Origin of the sequence: Streptomyces sp. WZ.A104, from assembly GCF_002382885.1 — a bacterium.
In the GTDB taxonomy this organism is placed as follows: domain Bacteria; phylum Actinomycetota; class Actinomycetes; order Streptomycetales; family Streptomycetaceae; genus Streptomyces.
In genome coordinates, this window is sequence record NZ_NWVL01000111.1 from 1 (window position 1) to 18,899 (window position 18,899).

Here is an 18,899-nt window from a genome sequence, read left to right on the forward strand (position 1 = left end):
GGGGGCGCCCTGCGGCACCGGCGGTCGGCGGTCGGTGCCGAGCAGTGCCGAGGTGACCAGCTCCTCCCAGGGGAGCGCGTCGACGGCCCGGGTCGAGGCAGGGGCGGCGGGGGTGGGGGTGGTTGCGTCGGGGGGCGTGTTCCGGTGCGGGTCCGTGGTTGCGTTTCCGGCCGGGCGGTCGGCGGTCGTACGAGGCATCGTTCCCCTCACAGTTCCGGTGGCGGTGGCGGTGGCGGTGGCGGTGGCGGTGATTGCGTGGTGGCTGTGCGTGGGTGTCGGACGCGGGCGGCGGGTGGTACGGCTACCAGGTCGCTGTCGCCGGGGGCGTGGCGGAGCCCGGCGTCAACGGCACCGAGCGCCAACGGCACCGAGCGCCAACGGCACCGAGCGCCAACGGCACCATGCGCCAACGGCGCCCGGCGTCGACGGCACCGGGCCTGAACGGCTCCCGGGATCAGACCAGTTGCACCAGGGCCCCTCCCGTAGCGGCACCGGACTCCGCCCCGCCCTCCGGGTCCCAGGCCGCGAACGGGTCGAAGCCGCGGTGGCCGATCTCGCCGAACACGGTGACCGGGCCACCGCCGGACAGCGCGACGAGCTTCCACAAACCGGGCCGGTGCAGCGCGGCCGGATTGATCGGCAGGGCGGAATCCGCCTGGGAGTCCGCCAGCTGCCAGCCGTTCTTGGACGGCACGGGTATGACCTCGCGCAGGGTGACCGGACAGGCGTCCAGCCAGGGGTCGTCCCGCAGCGCCTCCCCGTAGACGGCGGGCGCGGCGGCCGCGGTGATCCCGGGCGGGGGCGTGGCCGGGGCGGTGCCCGGCATGGGTGCGGCCGGGGCGGTGTTTGACAGGGTCGTGGCCGGGGTGAGGGTTCCGAACTGCTGCCCCAGCTCGGCCCGGAGCCGCCCGCCGCCCGGATACGGGGTCAGCTCGGCGTCGATCGTCGCGCCCACCGGCAGCGCCTGCGCGGGGGGGCGGCCCGCCGCACCGAAGGAGAGCAGCAGCGCCGTACGGCCCGACCCCTGCCCGTACAGCCAGATCCGGCGGGCGACGATCCTGCCATCGGGGGTGTCGTACTGCGCGAGGACCAGCCAGTGGTCGCGCACCGGGGGGCCTTCGGCGGAGGACGGCAGGCCCACCCTCGTCCGTACCGTCGCGGCCAGGGCGTCCGGCAGCCGCTCCCGGCCGAGCCAGGCCGTGGCCAGCAGGTGGAGCAGGCCGCACTCCTCCAGCAACCGCACCGGCCAGCCCGGCCCGGACCCGGCGATCGCACCCAGCTCCCGTACCCGGGCGGCCAGACCGGGGGCCTGGGCGTCGACCATGCGGGCCGCTGTCTCCTCCCACAGGGCGTAGCCCGAGCGGTCGGCCGCCGCGAGGCCGCCCCGCAGCAGGTCGGCGAGGCGCTGTTCCAGCTCCTGGGCCCCGTCGGTGATCCGGGCGGCCCGGCGCTCCGCCCGCTTCCGGGCGGCGGGGTCGGCGGGTCCCGAGTCGGCGGCCCCCGGTGCGGCTTCGTCGTCGCCGGCGGCCCGGCCCTTCGCGGCCGCGCGTATCCGGCGGCCCTCGATCCACGGGGCGGCCCAGTCGGCGGGCTCGCCCCGCTGGAACACCCCGTCGTCGGCCGCCCGGAGCAGCAGCAGCCCGAGCGCGTGCTTGCACGGGAACTTCCGACTCGGGCAACTGCACTTGTACGCAGGTCCGGTGGTGTCGACAATCGTCCGATACGGCGTGCTCCCGCTTCCCTTGCACAGCCCCCACACCGCGCCCGCGCCGTCGAACCCCGTGCCGGACCACGGTCCGGCTGTTCCGAGCTTGGCGCCCGCCTTGCGTGAGGCGTCGTCAGGGGCCAGTGCCAGCACCTGTTCCACCGTCGGGCGCGCCACCGGTCCGTCGGTGGGTGAGGGTTCTCCCCCGTGAGATAGCAGCATGGGAACGACGGTAGGCGGCACCACTGACAGTCCCCTCCCGCCTGTTCTCCCGCCCGCCCTCCGACCTGTCCTTCGCGCTGCCGCTGCACGGGACATGACCGCAGGTCAGGGCTGGCTGTCAGTGGCATGGTGCACGGTGGGAACCACATCAGGTCGACCGATCTGGAGGGGGAACCATGACCATGCCCACAACCACTGCGTCCGTCGCGCCGGAGGCCGGCGGCGAGGCCCTGCGTCCGCACGCCGAGGACGCCTTCGCCGGCGAGCTGAAGGCGCTGGCCGCCGCAGACGACCGTCCCAGGCCCGCCCGCTGGAAGCTCTCACCCTGGGCCGTCGCCACCTATCTGCAGGGCGGGACGCTCCCCGACGGGACGGTGATCACGCCGAAGTACGTGGGGCCTCGGCGGCTCGTCGAGGTCGCCGTGACCACGCTCGCCACGGACCGCGCACTGCTGCTGCTCGGAGTTCCGGGGACGGCCAAGACCTGGGTGTCCGAGCATCTGGCCGCCGCCGTCAGCGGTGACTCGACGCTCCTGGTGCAGGGCACCGCGGGGACCCCCGAGGAAGCCGTCCGCTACGGGTGGAACTACGCCCAGTTGCTCGCCCACGGCCCCAGCCGCGACGCGCTGGTGCCGAGCCCGCTCATGCGGGCCATGTCCGAGGGCATGACCGCCCGGGTCGAGGAGCTGACCCGCATCCCCGCCGACGTACAGGACTCGCTGATCACGATCCTGTCGGAGAAGACCCTGCCCGTCCCCGAGCTGGGACAGGAGATCCAGGCCGTCCGCGGATTCAACCTCATCGCCACTGCCAACGACCGGGACCGCGGCGTCAACGAGCTGTCCAGCGCGCTGCGCCGCCGGTTCAACACCGTCGTCCTGCCGCTGCCCGCCACCCCGGATGCCGAGGTCGACATCGTGTCCCGGCGCGTCGACCAGATCGGCCGCTCGCTCGACCTGCCCGCGGCGCCGGAGGGACTGGCCGAGATCCGGCGTGTGGTCACGGTCTTCCGTGAGCTGCGCGATGGGGTGACCACCGACGGGCGTACCAAACTGAAGTCCCCCTCCGGCACGCTTTCCACGGCCGAGGCGATCTCCGTCGTCACGAACGGCCTCGCCCTCGCCGCCCACTTCGGCGACGGCATCCTGCGCCCCGGCGATGTCGCGGCGGGCATCCTCGGCGCCGTCGTCCGGGACCCGGCGGCGGACCGCGTGGTCTGGCAGGAGTATCTGGAGACCGTGGTCCGCGAGCGGGACGGCTGGAAGGACTTCTACCGCGCCTGCCGCGAGGTATCCGCATGACGAGCGCGGTGGGGAGCGGGGCGCTCGCGGGGGCCGGGCCGTGGGTGCTCGGGGTGCGGCACCACGGTCCCGGGTCGGCCCGCGCTGTTCTCGCGGCGCTCGCGGCGGCCCGTCCGTCCGCGGTCCTCATCGAGGGGCCGCCCGAGGGCGACGCGCTGCTGCCGCTCGCCGACGATCCGCAGATGCGTCCGCCCGTCGCGCTGCTCGCGCACGCGGTGGACGATCCGGGGCGGGCCTCCTTCTGGCCGATGGCCGCGTTCTCGCCCGAATGGGTGGCGATCCGCTGGGCCCTCGACCACGACGTCCCGGTGCGCTTCGTCGACCTTCCGGCCGCCCACTCCCTGGCGCTGAAGGCGGCCACGCCGGAGGCGGAAGAGGTCACGCCGGTCGTGGACCCGATCCGCGTGCTCGCCGAGACTGCCGGATACGACGACCCCGAGCGCTGGTGGGAGGACGTCGTCGAGCACCGCTCACCGGGCCCGAGCACCGACTCCAGCACGAGCACGAGCACGAGCAGTGGCGCCAGCAAGGGCAGCGACGCGGATGTCGCGCTCGCCCCGTTCGTCGCGCTGGCGGAGGCCATGACGGCACTGCGCGAGGCGTACGGGGACGGCGGGCAGCCCCGGGACGCCGTGCGCGAGGCGTACATGCGTATCCAACTGCGAGTTGCGCGTAAGGAGTTCGGGGACGCCGTCGCGGTCGTCTGTGGTGCCTGGCACGTTCCCGCGCTCGCTGCGCGGACCACCCTCGCCGCCGACCGCGCCCTGCTCAAAGGGCTCCCGAAGGTCAAGACCGAGCTGACCTGGGTCCCCTGGACTCACCGCAGGCTCGCCCGGCACAGCGGATACGGGGCAGGGATCGACGCCCCCGGCTGGTACGGCCACCTCTTCGACGCGGCCGACCGCCCGGTCGAACGGTGGATGACCAAGGCCGCCCGACTGCTGCGCGCGGAGGACCGGCCCGTCTCCACCGCCCATGTCATCGAGGCCGTCCGGCTCGCCGAGACCCTCGCCGCCCTGCGCGGCCGCCTGCTGGCCGGACTGGGCGAGACGACCGACGCGGTACGGGCTGTGATGTGCGAGGGCTCCGACATCCCGCTCGCCCTCGTCCAGGACCGGCTGATCGTCGGCGAGACCCTTGGCGAGGTGCCCGACACCGCCCCGGCCGTCCCGCTGCAACGGGACCTGACCCGCAGCCAGCGCACCCTGCGGCTCAAGCCCGAACCGCAGGAGCGCGAGCTGGACCTCGACCTGCGCAAGGAGACCGATGCCGCCCGCAGCCGGCTCCTGCACCGGCTGCGCCTTCTCGACGTCGGCTGGGGCGACCCGGTCGTGGGGCGGGGGAGCACCGGCACCTTCCGGGAGAGCTGGCGGCTCCGATGGGAACCGGAGCTCCACATCCGGGTCGCGGAGGCCGGGGTGTGGGGCACCACCGTTCGCACCGCCGCGACCGCGAAGGCCGAGTGGCAGGCCGTCGAGGCGACCGCCCTGGCCGACGTCACCGCCCTCGCCGAGCACTGCCTCCTGGCCAAACTGCCCGACGCGCTGCCCGTCGTGATGAAGTCCCTCGCCGACCGCGCCGCACTCGACGCGGATGTCGGCCACCTCGCGGACGCGCTGCCCGCCCTGGCCCGCTCCCTGCGGTACGGGGACGTGCGCGCCACGGACACGGCGGCGCTCGCCGAGGTCGCCGCCGGTCTCGCCGATCGCGTCTGCGTCGGGCTGCCGCCCGCCTGCACCGGCCTCGACGCGGACGGGGCGGAGGCGCTGCGCCGCCGGGTGGAGGCCGTGCACGGCGCGATCGGGCTGCTGCTCGCAGGGGCGGCGCCCGCCCCGGGACTGCGGGAGCGCTGGGACGCAGTGCTGCACAAGCTGGCGGGCCGCGACACGGTCGCCGGGGTCATCCGGGGCCGGTCCGCCCGGCTGCTCCTGGACGAGGGGCGGCTCGCGGAGGACGAGGCGGCACGGCTGATGGGCCTGGCGCTCTCGCCCGGCACCCCGCCCGCCGACGCCGCTGCCTGGATCGAGGGGTTCGTCGGCGGCGCGTCGGGCGGCGGCATGCTGCTGGTCCACGACGAGCGGCTGCTCGGCCTCATGGACACCTGGCTGACCCGTGTGCCCGCCGACATGTTCACCGATGTGCTGCCGCTGCTGCGTCGTACGTTCTCCGCCTATGAACCGGGCGTACGCCGCACCCTGGGCGAGCTGGTCCGGCGCGGGACCGTCCCCGGGAGCGCCCACCGGGACGGCGTCGACCGGGCGCCCGCAGGGTTCGGCCCCGGGATCGACCGGGCCAGGGCCGATGCGGTGGAGCCGGTGCTGAGTCTGCTGCTGGGCCGGCACACCGAGCCGACGGGAGCGGCCGGATGACGACGACCACCAGGGTAGGGGCGATCGCGACGGACGCGGGGGTTGGGACGAGCACGGGGGTCAGGACGAACGCGGAGATCGGGACCAGCACGGGGGTCGGGACGGACGCGGCCATCGGGACGACCACGACCACCAAGGTGGAGGAACGGGCGGAGGAGACGGTGGACAGGACGACTCCGGGCGCACGGCACCCGGACGACGGCGAACGGCTGCGGCGCTGGCGGTTGGTGCTCGGGGCGGACAGCGCCGACAGCACCGGCCGCACCCTCAGCGGCCAGGACGCCGCGATGGACAGTGCGTTGAACGCGCTCTACGGCGGGGGCGCCGGGAAGAAGCAGGGAGGCCGGGGCGGCGGCCGTTCGGCGGGGCTCGGCGCGTCGGCCCCCTCCGTCGCCCGCTGGCTCGGCGACATCCGGACGTACTTCCCCAGCTCCGTGGTCCAGGTCATGCAGCGCGACGCGATCGACCGGCTCGGCCTGGCGGCGCTGCTGTTGGAGCCGGAGATGCTGGAGGCGGTCGAGGCGGACGTCCATCTCGTCGGCACCCTGCTCTCCCTCAACAAGGCCATGCCCGAGACGACGAAGGAGACCGCACGGGTCGTCGTCCGCAAGGTCGTCGAGGACCTGGAAAAGCGCCTGGAGCACCGCACCCGGGCCGCCCTGACCGGGGCCTTGGACCGCTCGGCGCGGATCAGTCGGCCGCGCCACCGCGACATCGACTGGGACCGTACGATCCGGGCCAACCTGAAGAACTATCTGACGATCCCGGGACCGGACGGCACGGCGGCGACGGGCACGGTCGTGCCGGAGCGCCTCATCGGCTACGGACGTGCCTCCAGGGCCGTCAAGAAGGACATCGTCCTGTGCATCGACCAGTCGGGTTCGATGGCCGCCTCCGTCGTCTACGCCTCCGTGTTCGGCGCGGTGCTCGCCTCCATGCGCAGCCTCGCCACCCGGCTCGTCGTCTTCGACACGGCGGTCGTCGACCTCACGGACCAGCTCGACGACCCGGTGGACGTCCTCTTCGGCACCCAGCTCGGCGGTGGCACCGACATCAACCGGGCGCTCGCCTACTGCCAGTCGAAGATCACCCGCCCCGCGGACACCGTCGTCGTCCTCATCAGCGACCTCTACGAAGGCGGTATCCGCGACGAGATGCTCAAGCGGGTCGCGGCGATGAAGGCCTCCGGCGTGCAGTTCGTGACGCTGCTCGCGCTCTCCGACGAGGGGGCGCCCGCGTACGACCACGAGCACGCGGCGGCGCTCGGGGCGCTGGGCGCACCCGCGTTCGCCTGTACGCCGGATCTCTTCCCGGACGTCATGGCGGCGGCGATCGAGAAGAGGCCCCTGCCCATACCGGACAAGGAGACCCAAGGGTAACCAGGGGCTTGCGTGACCCCCCACGGGCTCGTGCAAGCGTCGATCCGTCGCCACGGAGGGCGGTATTCCGCTGCTCCGGGGTCAGCTGTCCTCGACCACCGTTCTTTGCCCCACTGTCCTTCGTCCCACCGTCCATCATCGAAGGATCCGACATGCCCATGCTCAAGAATGCGCCGCACCACCGATCCACTCGACTCGCCTGCCCCTCCCGCCCCTCGCGGGTCTTCCGGCTCCCGGCGTCACCACCCGGGAGCCGGAAGGCTCAGGCAGATCCCATGCAGGGCATCGCGCGAGGCCCCGGGCGAGATCCCGGGCAAGGTCTCCGGCAAGGCTCTGGACAGGGGCCGGACGGCGGCCCTGGCCGGAACCCGAGCAGCCCGGCGGTGTCACGCGCCCCGGCACCCTCTGTGACCGTTATCACCGCTCAGGTGTGATCTGCGATTTAGGGTCACGCCGAGCGCGGGGATAACCTGCCGGATGGACATGCCGCGTACTCGGACACCGTGTACGCCTCCCTAGTGACAGAGCAGTCACGTTGCCCTTCGCGGCACGCCCACGCAGAAGAACGAACCGCGATACCACTAAAAGGGACGGACGCGCGTGGACCTGTTCGAGTACCAGGCGAGGGACCTCTTCGCCAAGCACGGTGTACCGGTGCTGGCCGGTGAAGTCATCGACACGCCTGAGGCAGCCCGCGAGGCGACCGAGAAGCTGGGCGGCAAGTCTGTCGTCAAGGCGCAGGTGAAGGTCGGCGGCCGCGGCAAGGCCGGCGGTGTCAAGCTGGCCGCCGACGCCGACGAGGCGGTCGCCCGGGCGACCGACATTCTCGGCATGGACATCAAGGGCCACACGGTCCACAAGGTGATGATCGCCGAGCTGTCCCCGGAGATCGAGGCGGAGTACTACGTCTCGTACCTCCTCGACCGCACCAACCGCACCTTCCTGGCCATGGCCTCGGTGCAGGGCGGCATGGACATCGAGGAGGTCGCGGAGAAGACCCCCGAGGCCCTCGCGAAGGTCCCGGTCGACTCCAACTCCGGCGTCGACATCGTCAAGGCCCGCGAGATCGTGGCCCAGGCGAAGTTCCCGGCCGACGTGGCCGAGGGTGTCGCCGAGGCCATGGTGACCCTGTGGGAGACCTTCGTCGCCGAGGACGCCCTCCTCGTCGAGGTCAACCCGCTGGTGAAGACCAAGGACGGCCGCATCCTGGCGCTGGACGGCAAGGTCTCGCTCGACGAGAACGCCGACTTCCGCCAGCCGGGCCACGAGGCTCTTGAGGACAAGGACGCAGCCAACCCGCTTGAGGCTGCCGCCAAGGCCAAGAACCTCAACTACGTCAAGCTCGACGGCGAGGTCGGCATCATCGGTAACGGTGCCGGTCTGGTCATGTCGACCCTGGACGTCGTCGCGTACGCCGGTGAGAACCACGGCAACGTGAAGCCCGCCAACTTCCTCGACATCGGTGGCGGCGCCTCCGCCGAGGTCATGGCGAACGGCCTGGAGATCATCCTCGGCGACTCGGACGTCAAGTCCGTCTTCGTCAACGTCTTCGGTGGCATCACCGCCTGCGACGAGGTCGCCAACGGCATCGTGCAGGCGCTTGCGCTGCTTGAGTCCAAGGGCGAGAAGGTCGAGAAGCCGCTGGTCGTGCGTCTCGACGGCAACAACGCGGAGCTGGGTCGCAAGATCCTTTCCGACGCCAACCACCCGCTCGTGCAGCGCGTGGACACCATGGACGGCGCGGCCGACAAGGCCGCCGAGCTCGCCGCGGCTGCGAAGTAAGGAAGAGGGACTCAGACCACCATGGCTATCTTCCTCACCAAGGACAGCAAGGTCATCGTCCAGGGGATGACCGGCGCCACCGGCATGAAGCACACCAAGCTCATGCTGGCCGACGGCACCAACATCGTCGGCGGCGTGAACCCGCGCAAGGCCGGCACCTCCGTCGACTTCGACGGCACCGAGGTCCCGGTCTTCGGTTCCGTCAAGGAAGCGATGGAGAAGACGGGCGCGAACGTGTCCGTCCTCTTCGTGCCGCCGGCGTTCTCCAAGGCCGCCGTCGTCGAGGCGATCGACGCCGAGATCCCGCTCGCGGTCGTCATCACCGAGGGCATCGCCGTTCACGACTCCGCCGCCTTCTGGGCGTACGCGGGCGAGAAGGGCAACAAGACCCGGATCATCGGCCCGAACTGCCCGGGTCTCATCACCCCCGGCCAGTCCAACGCCGGCATCATCCCGGGCGACATCACCAAGCCCGGCCGCATCGGTCTCGTGTCCAAGTCCGGCACGCTGACCTACCAGATGATGTACGAGCTCCGTGACATCGGCTTCTCCTCCGCCGTCGGCATCGGTGGCGACCCGATCATCGGTACGACGCACATCGACGCCCTCGCGGCGTTCGAGGCGGACCCGGAGACCGACCTCATCGTGATGATCGGCGAGATCGGCGGCGACGCCGAGGAGCGTGCCGCCGACTTCATCGCGAAGAACGTCACCAAGCCGGTCGTCGGCTACGTCGCGGGCTTCACCGCGCCGGAGGGCAAGACCATGGGCCACGCGGGCGCCATCGTCTCCGGCTCCTCGGGCACCGCGCAGGCGAAGAAGGAGGCCCTTGAGGCCGCCGGCGTCAAGGTCGGCAAGACGCCGACCGAGACCGCCAAACTGGCGCGCGAGATCCTCGGCGCCTGACTCGGGCGGCTGAGGCATCACAGCCACGCGTGAACGGCGCGGGCCCGCACCCCCCTTTTTTCTCCACCAGGGGTGCGGGCCCGCGCCGTTCGCGTACACACCTGTCGCACGGCTCACTTGGGCTGCGGGACCAGCCGTTCCGGACCGTGGGCCAACTGCTCGCTCAGTGACTTCTGGAGCTTCAGGTCCTGTGCGGTGAGCTTCTGCGGACCACCGCGCGGCGGTACGCCCCCGACGCGTTCGGCGGGGGAGATCGGCTGTTCGTAGTGGGTCGGCGCGGTGTGCAGGGTCAGCCCTGTCACGCTGATGAGGAGGACGGCGCCCGCGATGGCGGCCTTCGTCCACAGCTTGGCCTTGTTCTCGCTGCCGGTGCGCACGGCACGGGCGGGCGGTGGTACGGGGACGTGCTCGGCGCGGGCGAGCCCGCCGAGCCGGTCGTGGAGCAGGGCGGACTGCTCGGCGGGCGATGCGGCCTCCGCCAGCTCGGGCAGCCGTTCCGCGACGGCGGCGCGGGCGGTCATCAGGCGGCCCGCCGCAGCCGGGGTGCTGGCCTCCGTCTCGGCCGCGGTCTCCGGGAGGTCCAGGCCGACCCCGTCGTACAGGAGCAGCGTGCGCCGGTAGGCCGGGGGCAGGTCGAGCAGCGCGTCGAACAGCGCCCGCTTGCCCGGCTCGGTGGGCGGGGCGTCGGGGTGCCGGTGGACGCGGCGCAACCGGTGCCAGGGGGACATCGCGTACTCGTATGCCGCCGCGCGCACCCACCCGACCGGATCGCGGTCGACGGCCACCTCGGGCCAGCGGTGCCAGGCCAGTTGGAAGGCGCGCTCCACGGACTCGCGGGCCAGGCTGCGGCGCCCGGTCAGGAGAAAGGTCTGCCGGACGAGGGCGGGCGCGGCGCCGGCGTACAACTCGTCGAACGCTTCGGCGGGGGAGAGAGCGGGGGAGCGGCCGGGCGCGGGGTCGGGCTGCTCCTCGGGCGTGACCGCTCCAGGGGGCGCTTCCGCTGCGCCTGCCGTTTCCGTTTCCGCTGCTTCTGCTTCTGCTGTCGCTGTCGCTGTCGCTGTCGCTGCCGTTTCCGCTACCGCTACCGCTGCCGCCTTCACTTCGGCTTCCGGCTCGGTTGGCGCTTTCGGCTGTGCCGTCGCCGGTGCCGCCTCGGGCGGTGACGGAGTTTCCGGGGCGATCAGCTTGGCGTACAGCGCGCGCTTGCGTCCGCGCGGGCTCGTGCGCCCCGTCTCCCAGGAGCGCACGGTGGCGCGCGTGACGCCGACCGCCGCCGCCACCTGATCCTCGCTCAACGACTTCGACTCACGCAGTCTGCGGCGCTCCTTGGGGGAGGGCAGCGGCGGCGCAGCGGCCTCATCGGTGGTGCTCCGGGTCATGGGTGCCCCCCGGCACCACCGCACTGGGAGAAAAAGTACATAAACGTATATTGAGCGACACAACGGCTGTTCGCGCGTTACGCGAAATAAGCGCGTGTCGTTGGCAGCATGGGCCGCGTGACCCAAATGACGCAACGCAGTCCGAAGGCCCCGGCCGAGCGGAACCGCACCCTCGCCCTGGCTTCCGCCCTGGTGCGGGGCGCCGTCGCCGCGGGCCTCGGCCTCGGGTCGCTGACCGTGCTCGTCATGGTGATGTGGATCAGTTCCCCTTACCCGGACAGCGGACCCGGCGGGGCGCTGCGCGCCGGGGTCGGGGTCTGGTTGCTCGCGCACGGCGCCGGGCTCGTGCGGCCCGACACCCTGAGCGGCGTGCCCGCCCCCGTCGGCGTGGTGCCGCTGCTGCTCGTGGCGGGCCCGGTCTGGCTGGCGCACCGGGCGGCGCGGGACGCGGTGGAGCCGGAGGAGGGGCGGGCGCGGCCCTCGCGGGCGGGGGCGTTCTGCGCGGTGACGGCGGGTTACCTCCTGGTCGTGGCGGGGGCGGCGGCCTATGCGCGGTCCGGTTCGCTGCGCGTCGAACCGGACACGCTGGCGTTCCCGGTGGCGCTCGTGGTGGCCGGTTCGGTGGTGGCCGGGGTGTGGACGGCGGCCGGGCGGCCGCTGGGCCCGCTGCCGTCCTGGTCGCCCCTGGTGCTTCAGGAGGCCGCCGCGCGCACGCTCTTCCGCAACCGGGCCGAGGCGGCGTGCCGGTCGGCCGCTGCGGGGGTGATGGTGCTGCTCGGCGGCGGGGCGCTGCTGGTCGCGGTGGCCCTCGGCCGGAACGCGATGGCGGCACAGGACGCGTTCCTGGCGCTCGCGGGCGACCGGCCGGGGCGGTTCGCCGTATTCCTGCTGGCCGCCGCGCTCGTGCCGAACGCCGCGCTGTGGGGAGCGGCGTACGGGCTCGGGCCCGGCTTCTCGCTCGGTACGGGAGCCACCGCCACCCCGCTGGGCCTCGACGGCACCCCGGCGGTGCCCGGCTTCCCGCTGCTGGCGGCGGTGCCGGAACAGGGCCCGGGCTCCCTGCTGAGCGGGGCGGCCCTGGCGGTCCCGGTGGCGGCCGCGCTGGCCGTCGCCTGGTTCACCGTACGCGGGGCGGCCCCCGCCGAAGCCCCGCGCGACCGGGCCTGGACCCCGCGCGAGACGGTGCTGGTGACCCTGCTCGGCGCGCTGGGGTGCGGTGCCGGTACGGCGTTGCTCACAGCGGTCGCGGGCGGACCGCTCGGCACGGGGGTGCTCAGCGCGTTCGGGCCCGTGTGGTGGCTGACCGGTCCGGCGGCGCTGGTGTGGACGGCGGCCATCGGAGTGCCGGCGGCCCTCCTGCTGCGGGCGTGGCGGCTGCGCACACCCGGGTGGGCCTGGCGCCGGGACGTACCGGAAGGAGACGCGGGGCGGGACCCGGAAGCGGACGCTCCGCCCGCTCCCTCCGCTCCACCTGCGGCTGCGCTACCCGCAGAGCAAGGTGCTGGGAAGAGGGCCGGGAAGAGGGCCGGGAAGAGCGGTCCCGGGGCGGAGGAAGGCGACGGCGAGGAGGCCGCCGCCGTCATCGGCCGGCCGCGCCGCTGGTGGGCGTCCTGGCGCAGGAGCAACGGGACGGGGGACGAGGCCGTTCCGGCAGCTTCCTCCGTACAGGCCCCTGCACCGGCCCCTGCACCGGCCCCTGTACCGGTCCCTGTACCGGCCCCCGGCGAGGCCCCCGAAGCGGCCTCCCGGGCGTCGGCGGCGTTCCAGCCCTACGACTTCCTGCCGACCGACCCCTGGCACGAGAACGAAGCCCGGCAGGCCCGGTGGGCCTCCCTCAAGCGGGACTCCGGCGGGCTGATGGCCGACTTCCCCGCGGGGGAGGTGGTGCGGAAGCCGACCACGACGGAGCCCGCCGGTCCGGCCAGTCCGGGCGGTCCGGAAGACCCGGCCGTCCCGGATGGCCCGGGCGGTCCGGAAGGAGCTACTCCTTGACGCCGAAGAACGGCTCCAGCGGCTTCGGCAGCTGATCGTTGCAGGACAGTGCGCCGGTCTTGGTCAGGGCGTCGTTCACGCACGTGTAGTAGTCGCGGTAGACGAGTTGCACGGTGAACGTCGTCAGCACGATGAGCAGGGCGAGGAGGGCCGTCACCAGTCCGCTGATCGCCGCCGTGGTCTGCTGCTTGCCGCTGACGCCCTGCGCGACCGTGGGCGCGGTCCCCGTGCCGCCCCCGGGAGCGGCCCCGGTCGTTCCCGTACCGCTGACGACGGCCGCGCGGTCCGCCGCGGCGGCGTCCTTCTTCGGCGGTGTGCGCAGCGAGCTGATCGCCCAGTAGACGGAGAGCGAGCCCAGAAGCAGGGCGATCTCCGGGAGGTCGAAGAGGGCGAAGAAGACGGCCCACATGCCGCCGAGCAGCGCGTAGCGAGCGCGCCGCTGCGCGGGGTCGGTGGGGTCCCAGCGCATTCCGCCGGGACCGCCGTCGGGTCCGCCCCTGCCCCCGGGGCCGCCGGACCCGTTCCCGCCGGGGCGGCCGCCCCAGCCGCCGCTGCCCCGGCCGGGCTGCTTGCTGCTCCACTGGCTGCCCCACGCCGGCCGGTCGCCGGAGGAGCCGTCGCCGGAGCCGTCCCCTGATCCGTCGCCGGAGCCGCCGTTCCCGTTGCCCGGCCCGGAGGGGTGGCGCGGCTGCCAGGGCTGGTCCGGCCGGCCCGCGGGCGGCGCGGCGAACGGATTGTCGCGCTCCGGCTCGTCGGCCTCCGGCGAGGAGGACTGGCGTTCCCGCATCAGAAGGGCGGCCCGCTCGGGCAGCGGGAGGCGGAAGGCGGTGCGGCGGCGTCGGTCCGGCATGTGGTGAACGTCTTCCCCATCTCGTCATGTCCGCCCGGAGGACGGTTCGTCCGCCCGGATGACCCGGTGGACGGTGAGCTGTCCCCTGACGCTACCTCCCGGTCACGCCCCCGTCCCGTGGGGGCCGTCGGGTGTGCCGGTATCGTTGCTGACGGTCGGCCCGTTCGTAGGGTTCCCCGTATCGGGCGAAGCGATTCTCTCGTACGACCCTACAAAGAGCATCCCCCGGTGCCGCCGCGCCTGTGTCACCACGTGGTCATCACGCGAGAAAGGGCCCCGACGTGGCCTCCCCGCCCCCCTCCTCCGTTCCCGCCCGGCTGGTCGTGCTGGTCTCCGGATCCGGTACGAATCTCCAGGCCCTGCTCGACGCCATCGGCGACGACCCGGCGGCGTACGGAGCGCAGATCGTCGCCGTCGGCGCGGACCGTGACGGGACCGGGGGGCTTGAGCGTGCCGCGCGGGCCGGAATCCCCACGTTCGTGTGCAAGCTCAAGGACCACGCGACCCGCGCCGAGTGGGACGAGGCGCTCGCCGCGCAGGTCGCCGCTCACCGCCCGGACCTCGTCGTCTCCGCGGGTTTCATGAAGATCGTCGGCCCGGCGTTCCTCGCCGCCTTCGGCGGCCGGACCGTCAACACCCACCCCGCCCTGCTGCCGAGCTTTCCCGGCGCGCACGGAGTGCGTGACGCACTCGCGTACGGCGTGAAGGTCACCGGCTGCACCGTCCACTTCGTCGACGACGGTGTCGACACCGGCCCGATCATCGCCCAGGGCGTGGTCGAGGTGACCGAAGAGGACACCCCGGAGGGCGAAGCCGCCCTCCACGAACGCATCAAGGAAGTCGAGCGCACGCTGCTCGTCGAGGCCGTGGGGCGGATCGCCCGTGACGGTCATCGCATTGAGGGACGAAAGGTTCATCTCGGTCATGTCGGTGAATAAGCCCATCCGCCGCGCCCTGGTCAGTGTCTACGACAAGACGGGGCTCGAAGACCTCGCCCGCGGTCTGCACGAGGCGGGCGTCGAGCTCGTCTCCACCGGCTCCACCGCCGGGAGGATCGCCGCCGCCGGGGTTCCGGTCACCAAGGTCGAGGAGCTCACCGGCTTCCCGGAGTGCCTGGACGGCCGCGTCAAGACGCTCCACCCCCGCGTCCACGCGGGCATCCTCGCGGACCTCCGCCTGGACGCCCACCGCGAGCAGCTCGCCGAGCTCGGCGTCGAGCCCTTCGACCTGGTGGTCGTGAACCTCTACCCGTTCAAGGCGACCGTCGCCTCGGGCGCCTCCGACGACGAGTGCGTCGAGCAGATCGACATCGGCGGCCCCTCCATGGTCCGCGCCGCCGCCAAGAACCACCCCTCGGTGGCCGTCGTCACCAGCCCGGAGCGGTACGCGGACGTCCTCGCGGCCGTCAAGGCGGGCGGCTTCGACCTGACCGCCCGCAAGCGGCTGGCCGCCGAGGCGTTCCAGCACACCGCCTCCTACGACGTGGCCGTAGCCTCCTGGTTCGCGGACGACTACGCGGCTGCCGGCGACTCTGGCCTCCCCGAGTTCCTCGGTGACACCTTCGCCCGCAAGAACGTCCTGCGCTACGGCGAGAACCCGCACCAGCCCGCCGCGCTCTACACCTCCGGCGAGGGCGGTCTCGCCGAAGCCGAGCAGCTGCACGGCAAGGAGATGTCCTACAACAACTACACGGACACCGACGCCGCCCGCCGCGCCGCCTACGACCACGCCGAGCCGTGCGTCGCGATCATCAAGCACGCCAACCCGTGCGGCATCGCCATCGCCGACGACATCGCCGAGGCGCACCGCAAGGCCCACGCCTGCGACCCGCTCTCCGCGTTCGGTGGCGTCATCGCCGTCAACCGGCCGGTGACCGTCGAGCTGGCCGAGCAGGTCGCGGAGATCTTCACCGAGGTCATCGTCGCCCCGGCGTACGAGGACGGCGCCGTCGAGGTGCTGGCCCGCAAGAAGAACATCCGGGTGCTGCGCGCCCCCGAGGCCCCGGCCGCCGCGTTCGAGGTCAAGCCGATCGACGGCGGCGCGCTGCTCCAGGTGACCGACCGCCTCCAGGCCGAGGGCGACGCCCCGGCCAACTGGACGCTGGCCACCGGCGAGGCGCTCTCCGAGGCGGAGCTGAAGGAGCTGGCCTTCGCCTGGAAGGCGTGCCGCGCGGTCAAGTCCAACGCGATCCTCCTCGCCAGGGACGGCGCCTCGGTCGGCGTCGGCATGGGCCAGGTCAACCGCGTCGACTCCGCGAAGCTCGCCGTCGAGCGGGCGGGCGAGGAGCGGGCGGCCGGTGCCTACGCCGCCTCCGACGCGTTCTTCCCGTTCCCCGACGGCCTGGAGATCCTCACCGCCGCCGGTATCAAGGCCGTCGTCCAGCCCGGCGGCTCCGTCCGCGACGAGCTGGTGATCGAGGCCGCGCGGAAGGCGGGCGTCACCATGTACTTCACCGGGACGCGCCACTTCTTCCACTGACCGGCAGCTGTACGTTCCTGACCGGCACCTGTACGTTCCGTGGCCGCACCTGTCCGAAAGGGTGCGGCCACGGCCGTGTCCGACGTCCGGAATCCGCTCGCCGCTCTGTTCTAATGAACGGCCGTATCCAAAGAACGGCCGTAGAAATCCCTAGCGGGGGCAGTCACCGTGCTTGAGCTGAACAAGAGTGGTACGGACCGGTCGGAGCCGGGCCGCCTGCCCGCGCAGGGCACCGGGCCGGACGCTCGCCCGGCGGACGGTTCCCCGGGCGCGGCCACCGGCGACGAACGCGTCCCGCTGCGCCCGTACCTGATCGCCGCCGCGATCCTGTGCGCGCTCTACTTCCTCTACTCGTACTTCCAGTACGCCCGCTTCGGCTCGCCCTCCTGGGACCTCGGGATCTTCGAGCAGGAGGTCAGGGCGTACGCGGCGTTCGAGGCCCCGGTCGTCGACATCAAGGGCCCCGGCTATCTGATCCTCGGAGACCACTTCTCCCCGATCGTGGCGCTGCTCGCCCCGCTCTACTGGATCTGGCCGTCGGCGACGGCCCTGCTCTTCGCCCAGGCCGCGCTGTTCGCGCTGGGGGCGGTCGTGGTCGGCCGCACCACCCAGCAGCTCCTCGGCGGCCGCTCCGGGCTGTGCGTCACCGTCGCGTACGGGCTGTCCTGGGGCATTCAGGAAGCGGTGAAGTCCGACTTCCACGAGATCGCCTTCGCCGTGCCGCTGCTGGCCCTCGTCTGCCGGGCGCTGCTCCTGAAGCGGTGGACGGCCGCCCTGCTCTGGTCGCTGCCGCTCGTCCTGGTCAAGGAGGACCTCGGCGCGACCGTCGCGGTCGTCGGCTTCCTCCTCTTCGTGTACGGCCGCCGCCTCCAGGGTGCGCTGCTCGCCGCCTACGGCGTCGCGGCCTTCGTCGTCACCCTCGTCGTCCTCATCCCGGCGGCCAGCAGCGCGGGCACGTACGACTACTGGCAGAAGATCGACAAGAACGGGGAGCAGGACGTCTCGATGCTGGACTCCGTCCTCGGCGTCCTCGACTCCTCCGTCAAGATCGAGATGCTGGTCTTCCTGATCGGGATCACCGCGTTCATGGCGCTGCGCTCGCCGCTGACGCTGCTGATCATCCCCACGCTCGGCTGGCGGCTGCTCTCGCAGGACAGCAACCACTGGGGCATGGTCTGGCACTACAGCGCGATTCTCATGCCGGTGCTGTTCCTCGCGATGGCCGACGGCGTCCGCCGCAGCCGCGACTCGCACCGCCCCTGGCTCGCCTCGTACGCGAGGGTCGCCGTCCCCGTCGCCACCGCGATCGCCATCGCGATGACCCAGCACCTGCCGCTGCGCGACCTGCTGCGCCCGGAGACCTACCGCACCGACGACGCCCGCGCCCAGGCGGCCCGGGCGGCGCTGGACGCCATCCCGGCCGGCTCACGCGTCGAGACGGACATCACGCTGATGGCCCACCTCACCTCCGACCGCACCGTCTACTGGGTCGGCGGAGCCCCGGGCACCGCGCCCGACATCGTCGCCATCAACCTCGACTTCGGCTGGTCCCGGCCGATCCAGGACCCGGTGGCGTACGCCGAGCAGCTGCACCCCGAGGCGCGCTACCGCCTCAAGCACCGGGGCGGCAGCTTCGTGGTGATGGAGCGTACGACGCCGGAGCCGGCGGAGATCCCGGGCGTGCGCGGGGGCCGCTGAGCCCCGCGCGTACGCGCGAAGGCCGCCCCGATGTGCTGGGGCGGCCTTCGCACGCACAGGGTGTGCGGGTGGGTCACTTGGACTTGACGACCACCGACGAGCAGACCTTGTCCGCGAACGTCTGCTTCTTCTCGTCCCACAGCGGCCACAGCCAGCCGATGTAGCAGGCGAGGCTGTCGAGGAAGTGGGCCAGGCGGCGCACGAAGGCCATGCCGAAGCCCAGCGGGCGGCCGTCGGCCTCGCGCAGCAGGCGGATGCCCACGGCCTTCTTGCCGACCGTCTGGCCGGTGGTGCCCTCCTGGTACAGCTGCCAGATGGCGACGCCGATGAGGCCGAGGAAGCCCACGATGGCGAGGATCGCGCCGAACGCATCGCCGACCGCACCGCCGATGACGACGAAGATGTACGGGACCATCAGGACGAGCCCGTCGATGATCAGCCCGCCGAACCGCAGACCCCAGTGGGCCAGCTCCGGCATGCCGCCGCCGTACCCGGGCTGCTGGCCGTAGCCCGGCGGCTGCTGCGGGTAGGCCCCGTATGGCTGGCCGGGCTGCTGCGGGTGACCGGGCTGCTGGGGGTAGCCGTAGCCCTGCGGCGGGACACCCTGGGCAGCCTGCTGCGGGTAGCCGTACCCGGGCTGGCCCTGCGGCGGCCCCTGGGGCGGCTGGCCGGGCTGCTGCCCGTACGGGTTGTTCGGGTCGCCGAAGCTCATATGGGGTGTCCTACCTTTCAAGAGTGGTTGCTCTGGTCATTCGTAAGATCGGAGGGCCCGGGGGCTCTGGGCATGGCTGGCATGGGGGAGACCTCTCGATGGCTTAAGGAACTTGGCCACCCGGAG

Annotated in this window: 13 protein-coding genes and 1 pseudogene; 9 read left to right on the plus strand and 5 right to left on the minus strand. The window is 72.7% G+C overall.

The window, feature by feature from the left end; all coding sequences use genetic code 11:
• Together CIB93_RS34790 and CIB93_RS34795 are read right to left on the minus strand one after the other, a co-directional pair.
• Positions 1-198 (minus strand): annotated as a pseudogene (locus tag CIB93_RS34790) (hypothetical protein); the annotation flags it as partial.
• A 256-nt stretch (positions 199-454) separates the two neighbouring features.
• Positions 455-1,927 carry an SWIM zinc finger family protein gene (locus CIB93_RS34795; RefSeq protein ID WP_096632770.1) on the minus strand — a complete coding sequence of 491 codons (1,473 nt, stop codon included), beginning with the start codon at positions 1,925-1,927 and terminating at the stop codon, positions 455-457.
• A 176-nt stretch (positions 1,928-2,103) separates the two neighbouring features.
• On the opposite strand from CIB93_RS34795, the gene CIB93_RS34800 reads away from it, so the two are divergent.
• The 5 genes from CIB93_RS34800 to sucD all read left to right on the plus strand — a co-directional run bounded on the left by CIB93_RS34800 (position 2,104) and on the right by sucD (position 9,664).
• Complete coding sequence (locus tag CIB93_RS34800; RefSeq protein ID WP_096632771.1) at positions 2,104-3,228, plus strand: AAA family ATPase; 1,125 nt, start codon at positions 2,104-2,106, stop codon at positions 3,226-3,228.
• A complete protein-coding gene (locus CIB93_RS34805) occupies positions 3,225-5,597 on the plus strand; it encodes a DUF5682 family protein (RefSeq protein ID WP_096632773.1) in 2,373 nt (790 codons plus the stop codon). The genes CIB93_RS34800 and CIB93_RS34805 overlap by 4 nt, the downstream gene beginning before the upstream one ends.
• Before the next feature lie 77 nt (positions 5,598-5,674).
• Positions 5,675-6,976, plus strand: coding sequence for a VWA domain-containing protein (locus CIB93_RS34810; protein WP_373558835.1), 1,302 nt, complete (start codon positions 5,675-5,677; stop codon positions 6,974-6,976).
• A 600-nt stretch (positions 6,977-7,576) separates the two neighbouring features.
• Complete coding sequence (gene sucC, locus CIB93_RS34815) at positions 7,577-8,758, plus strand: ADP-forming succinate--CoA ligase subunit beta (protein WP_096632775.1); 1,182 nt, start codon at positions 7,577-7,579, stop codon at positions 8,756-8,758.
• Between the two features lie 21 nt (positions 8,759-8,779).
• Positions 8,780-9,664, plus strand: coding sequence for a succinate--CoA ligase subunit alpha (sucD, locus tag CIB93_RS34820; protein WP_096632777.1), 885 nt, complete (start codon positions 8,780-8,782; stop codon positions 9,662-9,664).
• A 113-nt stretch (positions 9,665-9,777) separates the two neighbouring features.
• On the opposite strand, the gene CIB93_RS34825 is transcribed toward sucD, so the two are convergent.
• Positions 9,778-11,043 carry a helix-turn-helix domain-containing protein gene (locus CIB93_RS34825; protein ID WP_096632778.1) on the minus strand — a complete coding sequence of 422 codons (1,266 nt, stop codon included), beginning with the start codon at positions 11,041-11,043 and terminating at the stop codon, positions 9,778-9,780.
• A gap of 126 nt (positions 11,044-11,169) precedes the next feature.
• On the opposite strand from CIB93_RS34825, the gene CIB93_RS34830 reads away from it, so the two are divergent.
• The gene (locus tag CIB93_RS34830) at positions 11,170-13,035 is read left to right on the plus strand and encodes a DUF6350 family protein (protein WP_096632780.1); all 1,866 of its coding nucleotides are present in this window, start codon (positions 11,170-11,172) and stop codon (positions 13,033-13,035) included.
• On the opposite strand, the gene CIB93_RS34835 is transcribed toward CIB93_RS34830, so the two are convergent.
• Positions 13,025-13,885, minus strand: coding sequence for a hypothetical protein (locus CIB93_RS34835; protein WP_096632782.1), 861 nt, complete (start codon positions 13,883-13,885; stop codon positions 13,025-13,027). The genes CIB93_RS34830 and CIB93_RS34835 overlap by 11 nt on opposite strands.
• 281 nt (positions 13,886-14,166) lie before the next feature.
• Here CIB93_RS34835 and purN point away from each other — a divergent pair, with 281 nt between their 5' ends.
• The 3 genes from purN (at position 14,167) to CIB93_RS34850 (ending at position 18,061) form a co-directional block, all read left to right on the plus strand.
• The gene (purN, locus tag CIB93_RS34840) at positions 14,167-14,823 is read left to right on the plus strand and encodes a phosphoribosylglycinamide formyltransferase (RefSeq protein WP_096632784.1); all 657 of its coding nucleotides are present in this window, start codon (positions 14,167-14,169) and stop codon (positions 14,821-14,823) included.
• A complete protein-coding gene (gene purH, locus CIB93_RS34845; RefSeq protein WP_096632785.1) occupies positions 14,810-16,363 on the plus strand; it encodes a bifunctional phosphoribosylaminoimidazolecarboxamide formyltransferase/IMP cyclohydrolase in 1,554 nt (517 codons plus the stop codon). Before purN ends, purH begins: the two co-directional genes overlap by 14 nt.
• Positions 16,364-16,531: 168 nt before the next feature.
• Positions 16,532-18,061, plus strand: coding sequence for a DUF2079 domain-containing protein (locus tag CIB93_RS34850; protein ID WP_096632787.1), 1,530 nt, complete (start codon positions 16,532-16,534; stop codon positions 18,059-18,061).
• A gap of 73 nt (positions 18,062-18,134) precedes the next feature.
• On the opposite strand, the gene CIB93_RS34855 is transcribed toward CIB93_RS34850, so the two are convergent.
• Positions 18,135-18,773 (minus strand): RDD family protein, encoded by a 639-nt coding sequence (locus CIB93_RS34855; protein ID WP_096632788.1) that lies wholly within the window; start codon positions 18,771-18,773, stop codon positions 18,135-18,137.
• Between the last annotated feature and the right edge of the window lie 126 nt (positions 18,774-18,899).

Excerpts from the sequence above, each read along its gene's own strand:
- CIB93_RS34805 (WP_096632773.1), top strand. The coding sequence starts at position 3,225 with ATGACGAGCGCGGTGGGGAGCGGGGCGCTCGCGGGGGCCGGGCCGTGG.
- CIB93_RS34835 (WP_096632782.1), bottom strand. The coding sequence starts at position 13,885 with ATGCCGGACCGACGCCGCCGCACCGCCTTCCGCCTCCCGCTGCCCGAG.
- sucD (WP_096632777.1), top strand. The coding sequence starts at position 8,780 with ATGGCTATCTTCCTCACCAAGGACAGCAAGGTCATCGTCCAGGGGATG.
- CIB93_RS34800 (WP_096632771.1), top strand. The coding sequence starts at position 2,104 with ATGACCATGCCCACAACCACTGCGTCCGTCGCGCCGGAGGCCGGCGGC.
- CIB93_RS34855 (WP_096632788.1), bottom strand. The coding sequence starts at position 18,773 with ATGAGCTTCGGCGACCCGAACAACCCGTACGGGCAGCAGCCCGGCCAG.
- CIB93_RS34825 (WP_096632778.1), bottom strand. The coding sequence starts at position 11,043 with ATGACCCGGAGCACCACCGATGAGGCCGCTGCGCCGCCGCTGCCCTCC.
- CIB93_RS34830 (WP_096632780.1), top strand. The coding sequence starts at position 11,170 with ATGACGCAACGCAGTCCGAAGGCCCCGGCCGAGCGGAACCGCACCCTC.
- purH (WP_096632785.1), top strand. The coding sequence starts at position 14,810 with ATGTCGGTGAATAAGCCCATCCGCCGCGCCCTGGTCAGTGTCTACGAC.
- CIB93_RS34795 (WP_096632770.1), bottom strand. The coding sequence starts at position 1,927 with ATGCTGCTATCTCACGGGGGAGAACCCTCACCCACCGACGGACCGGTG.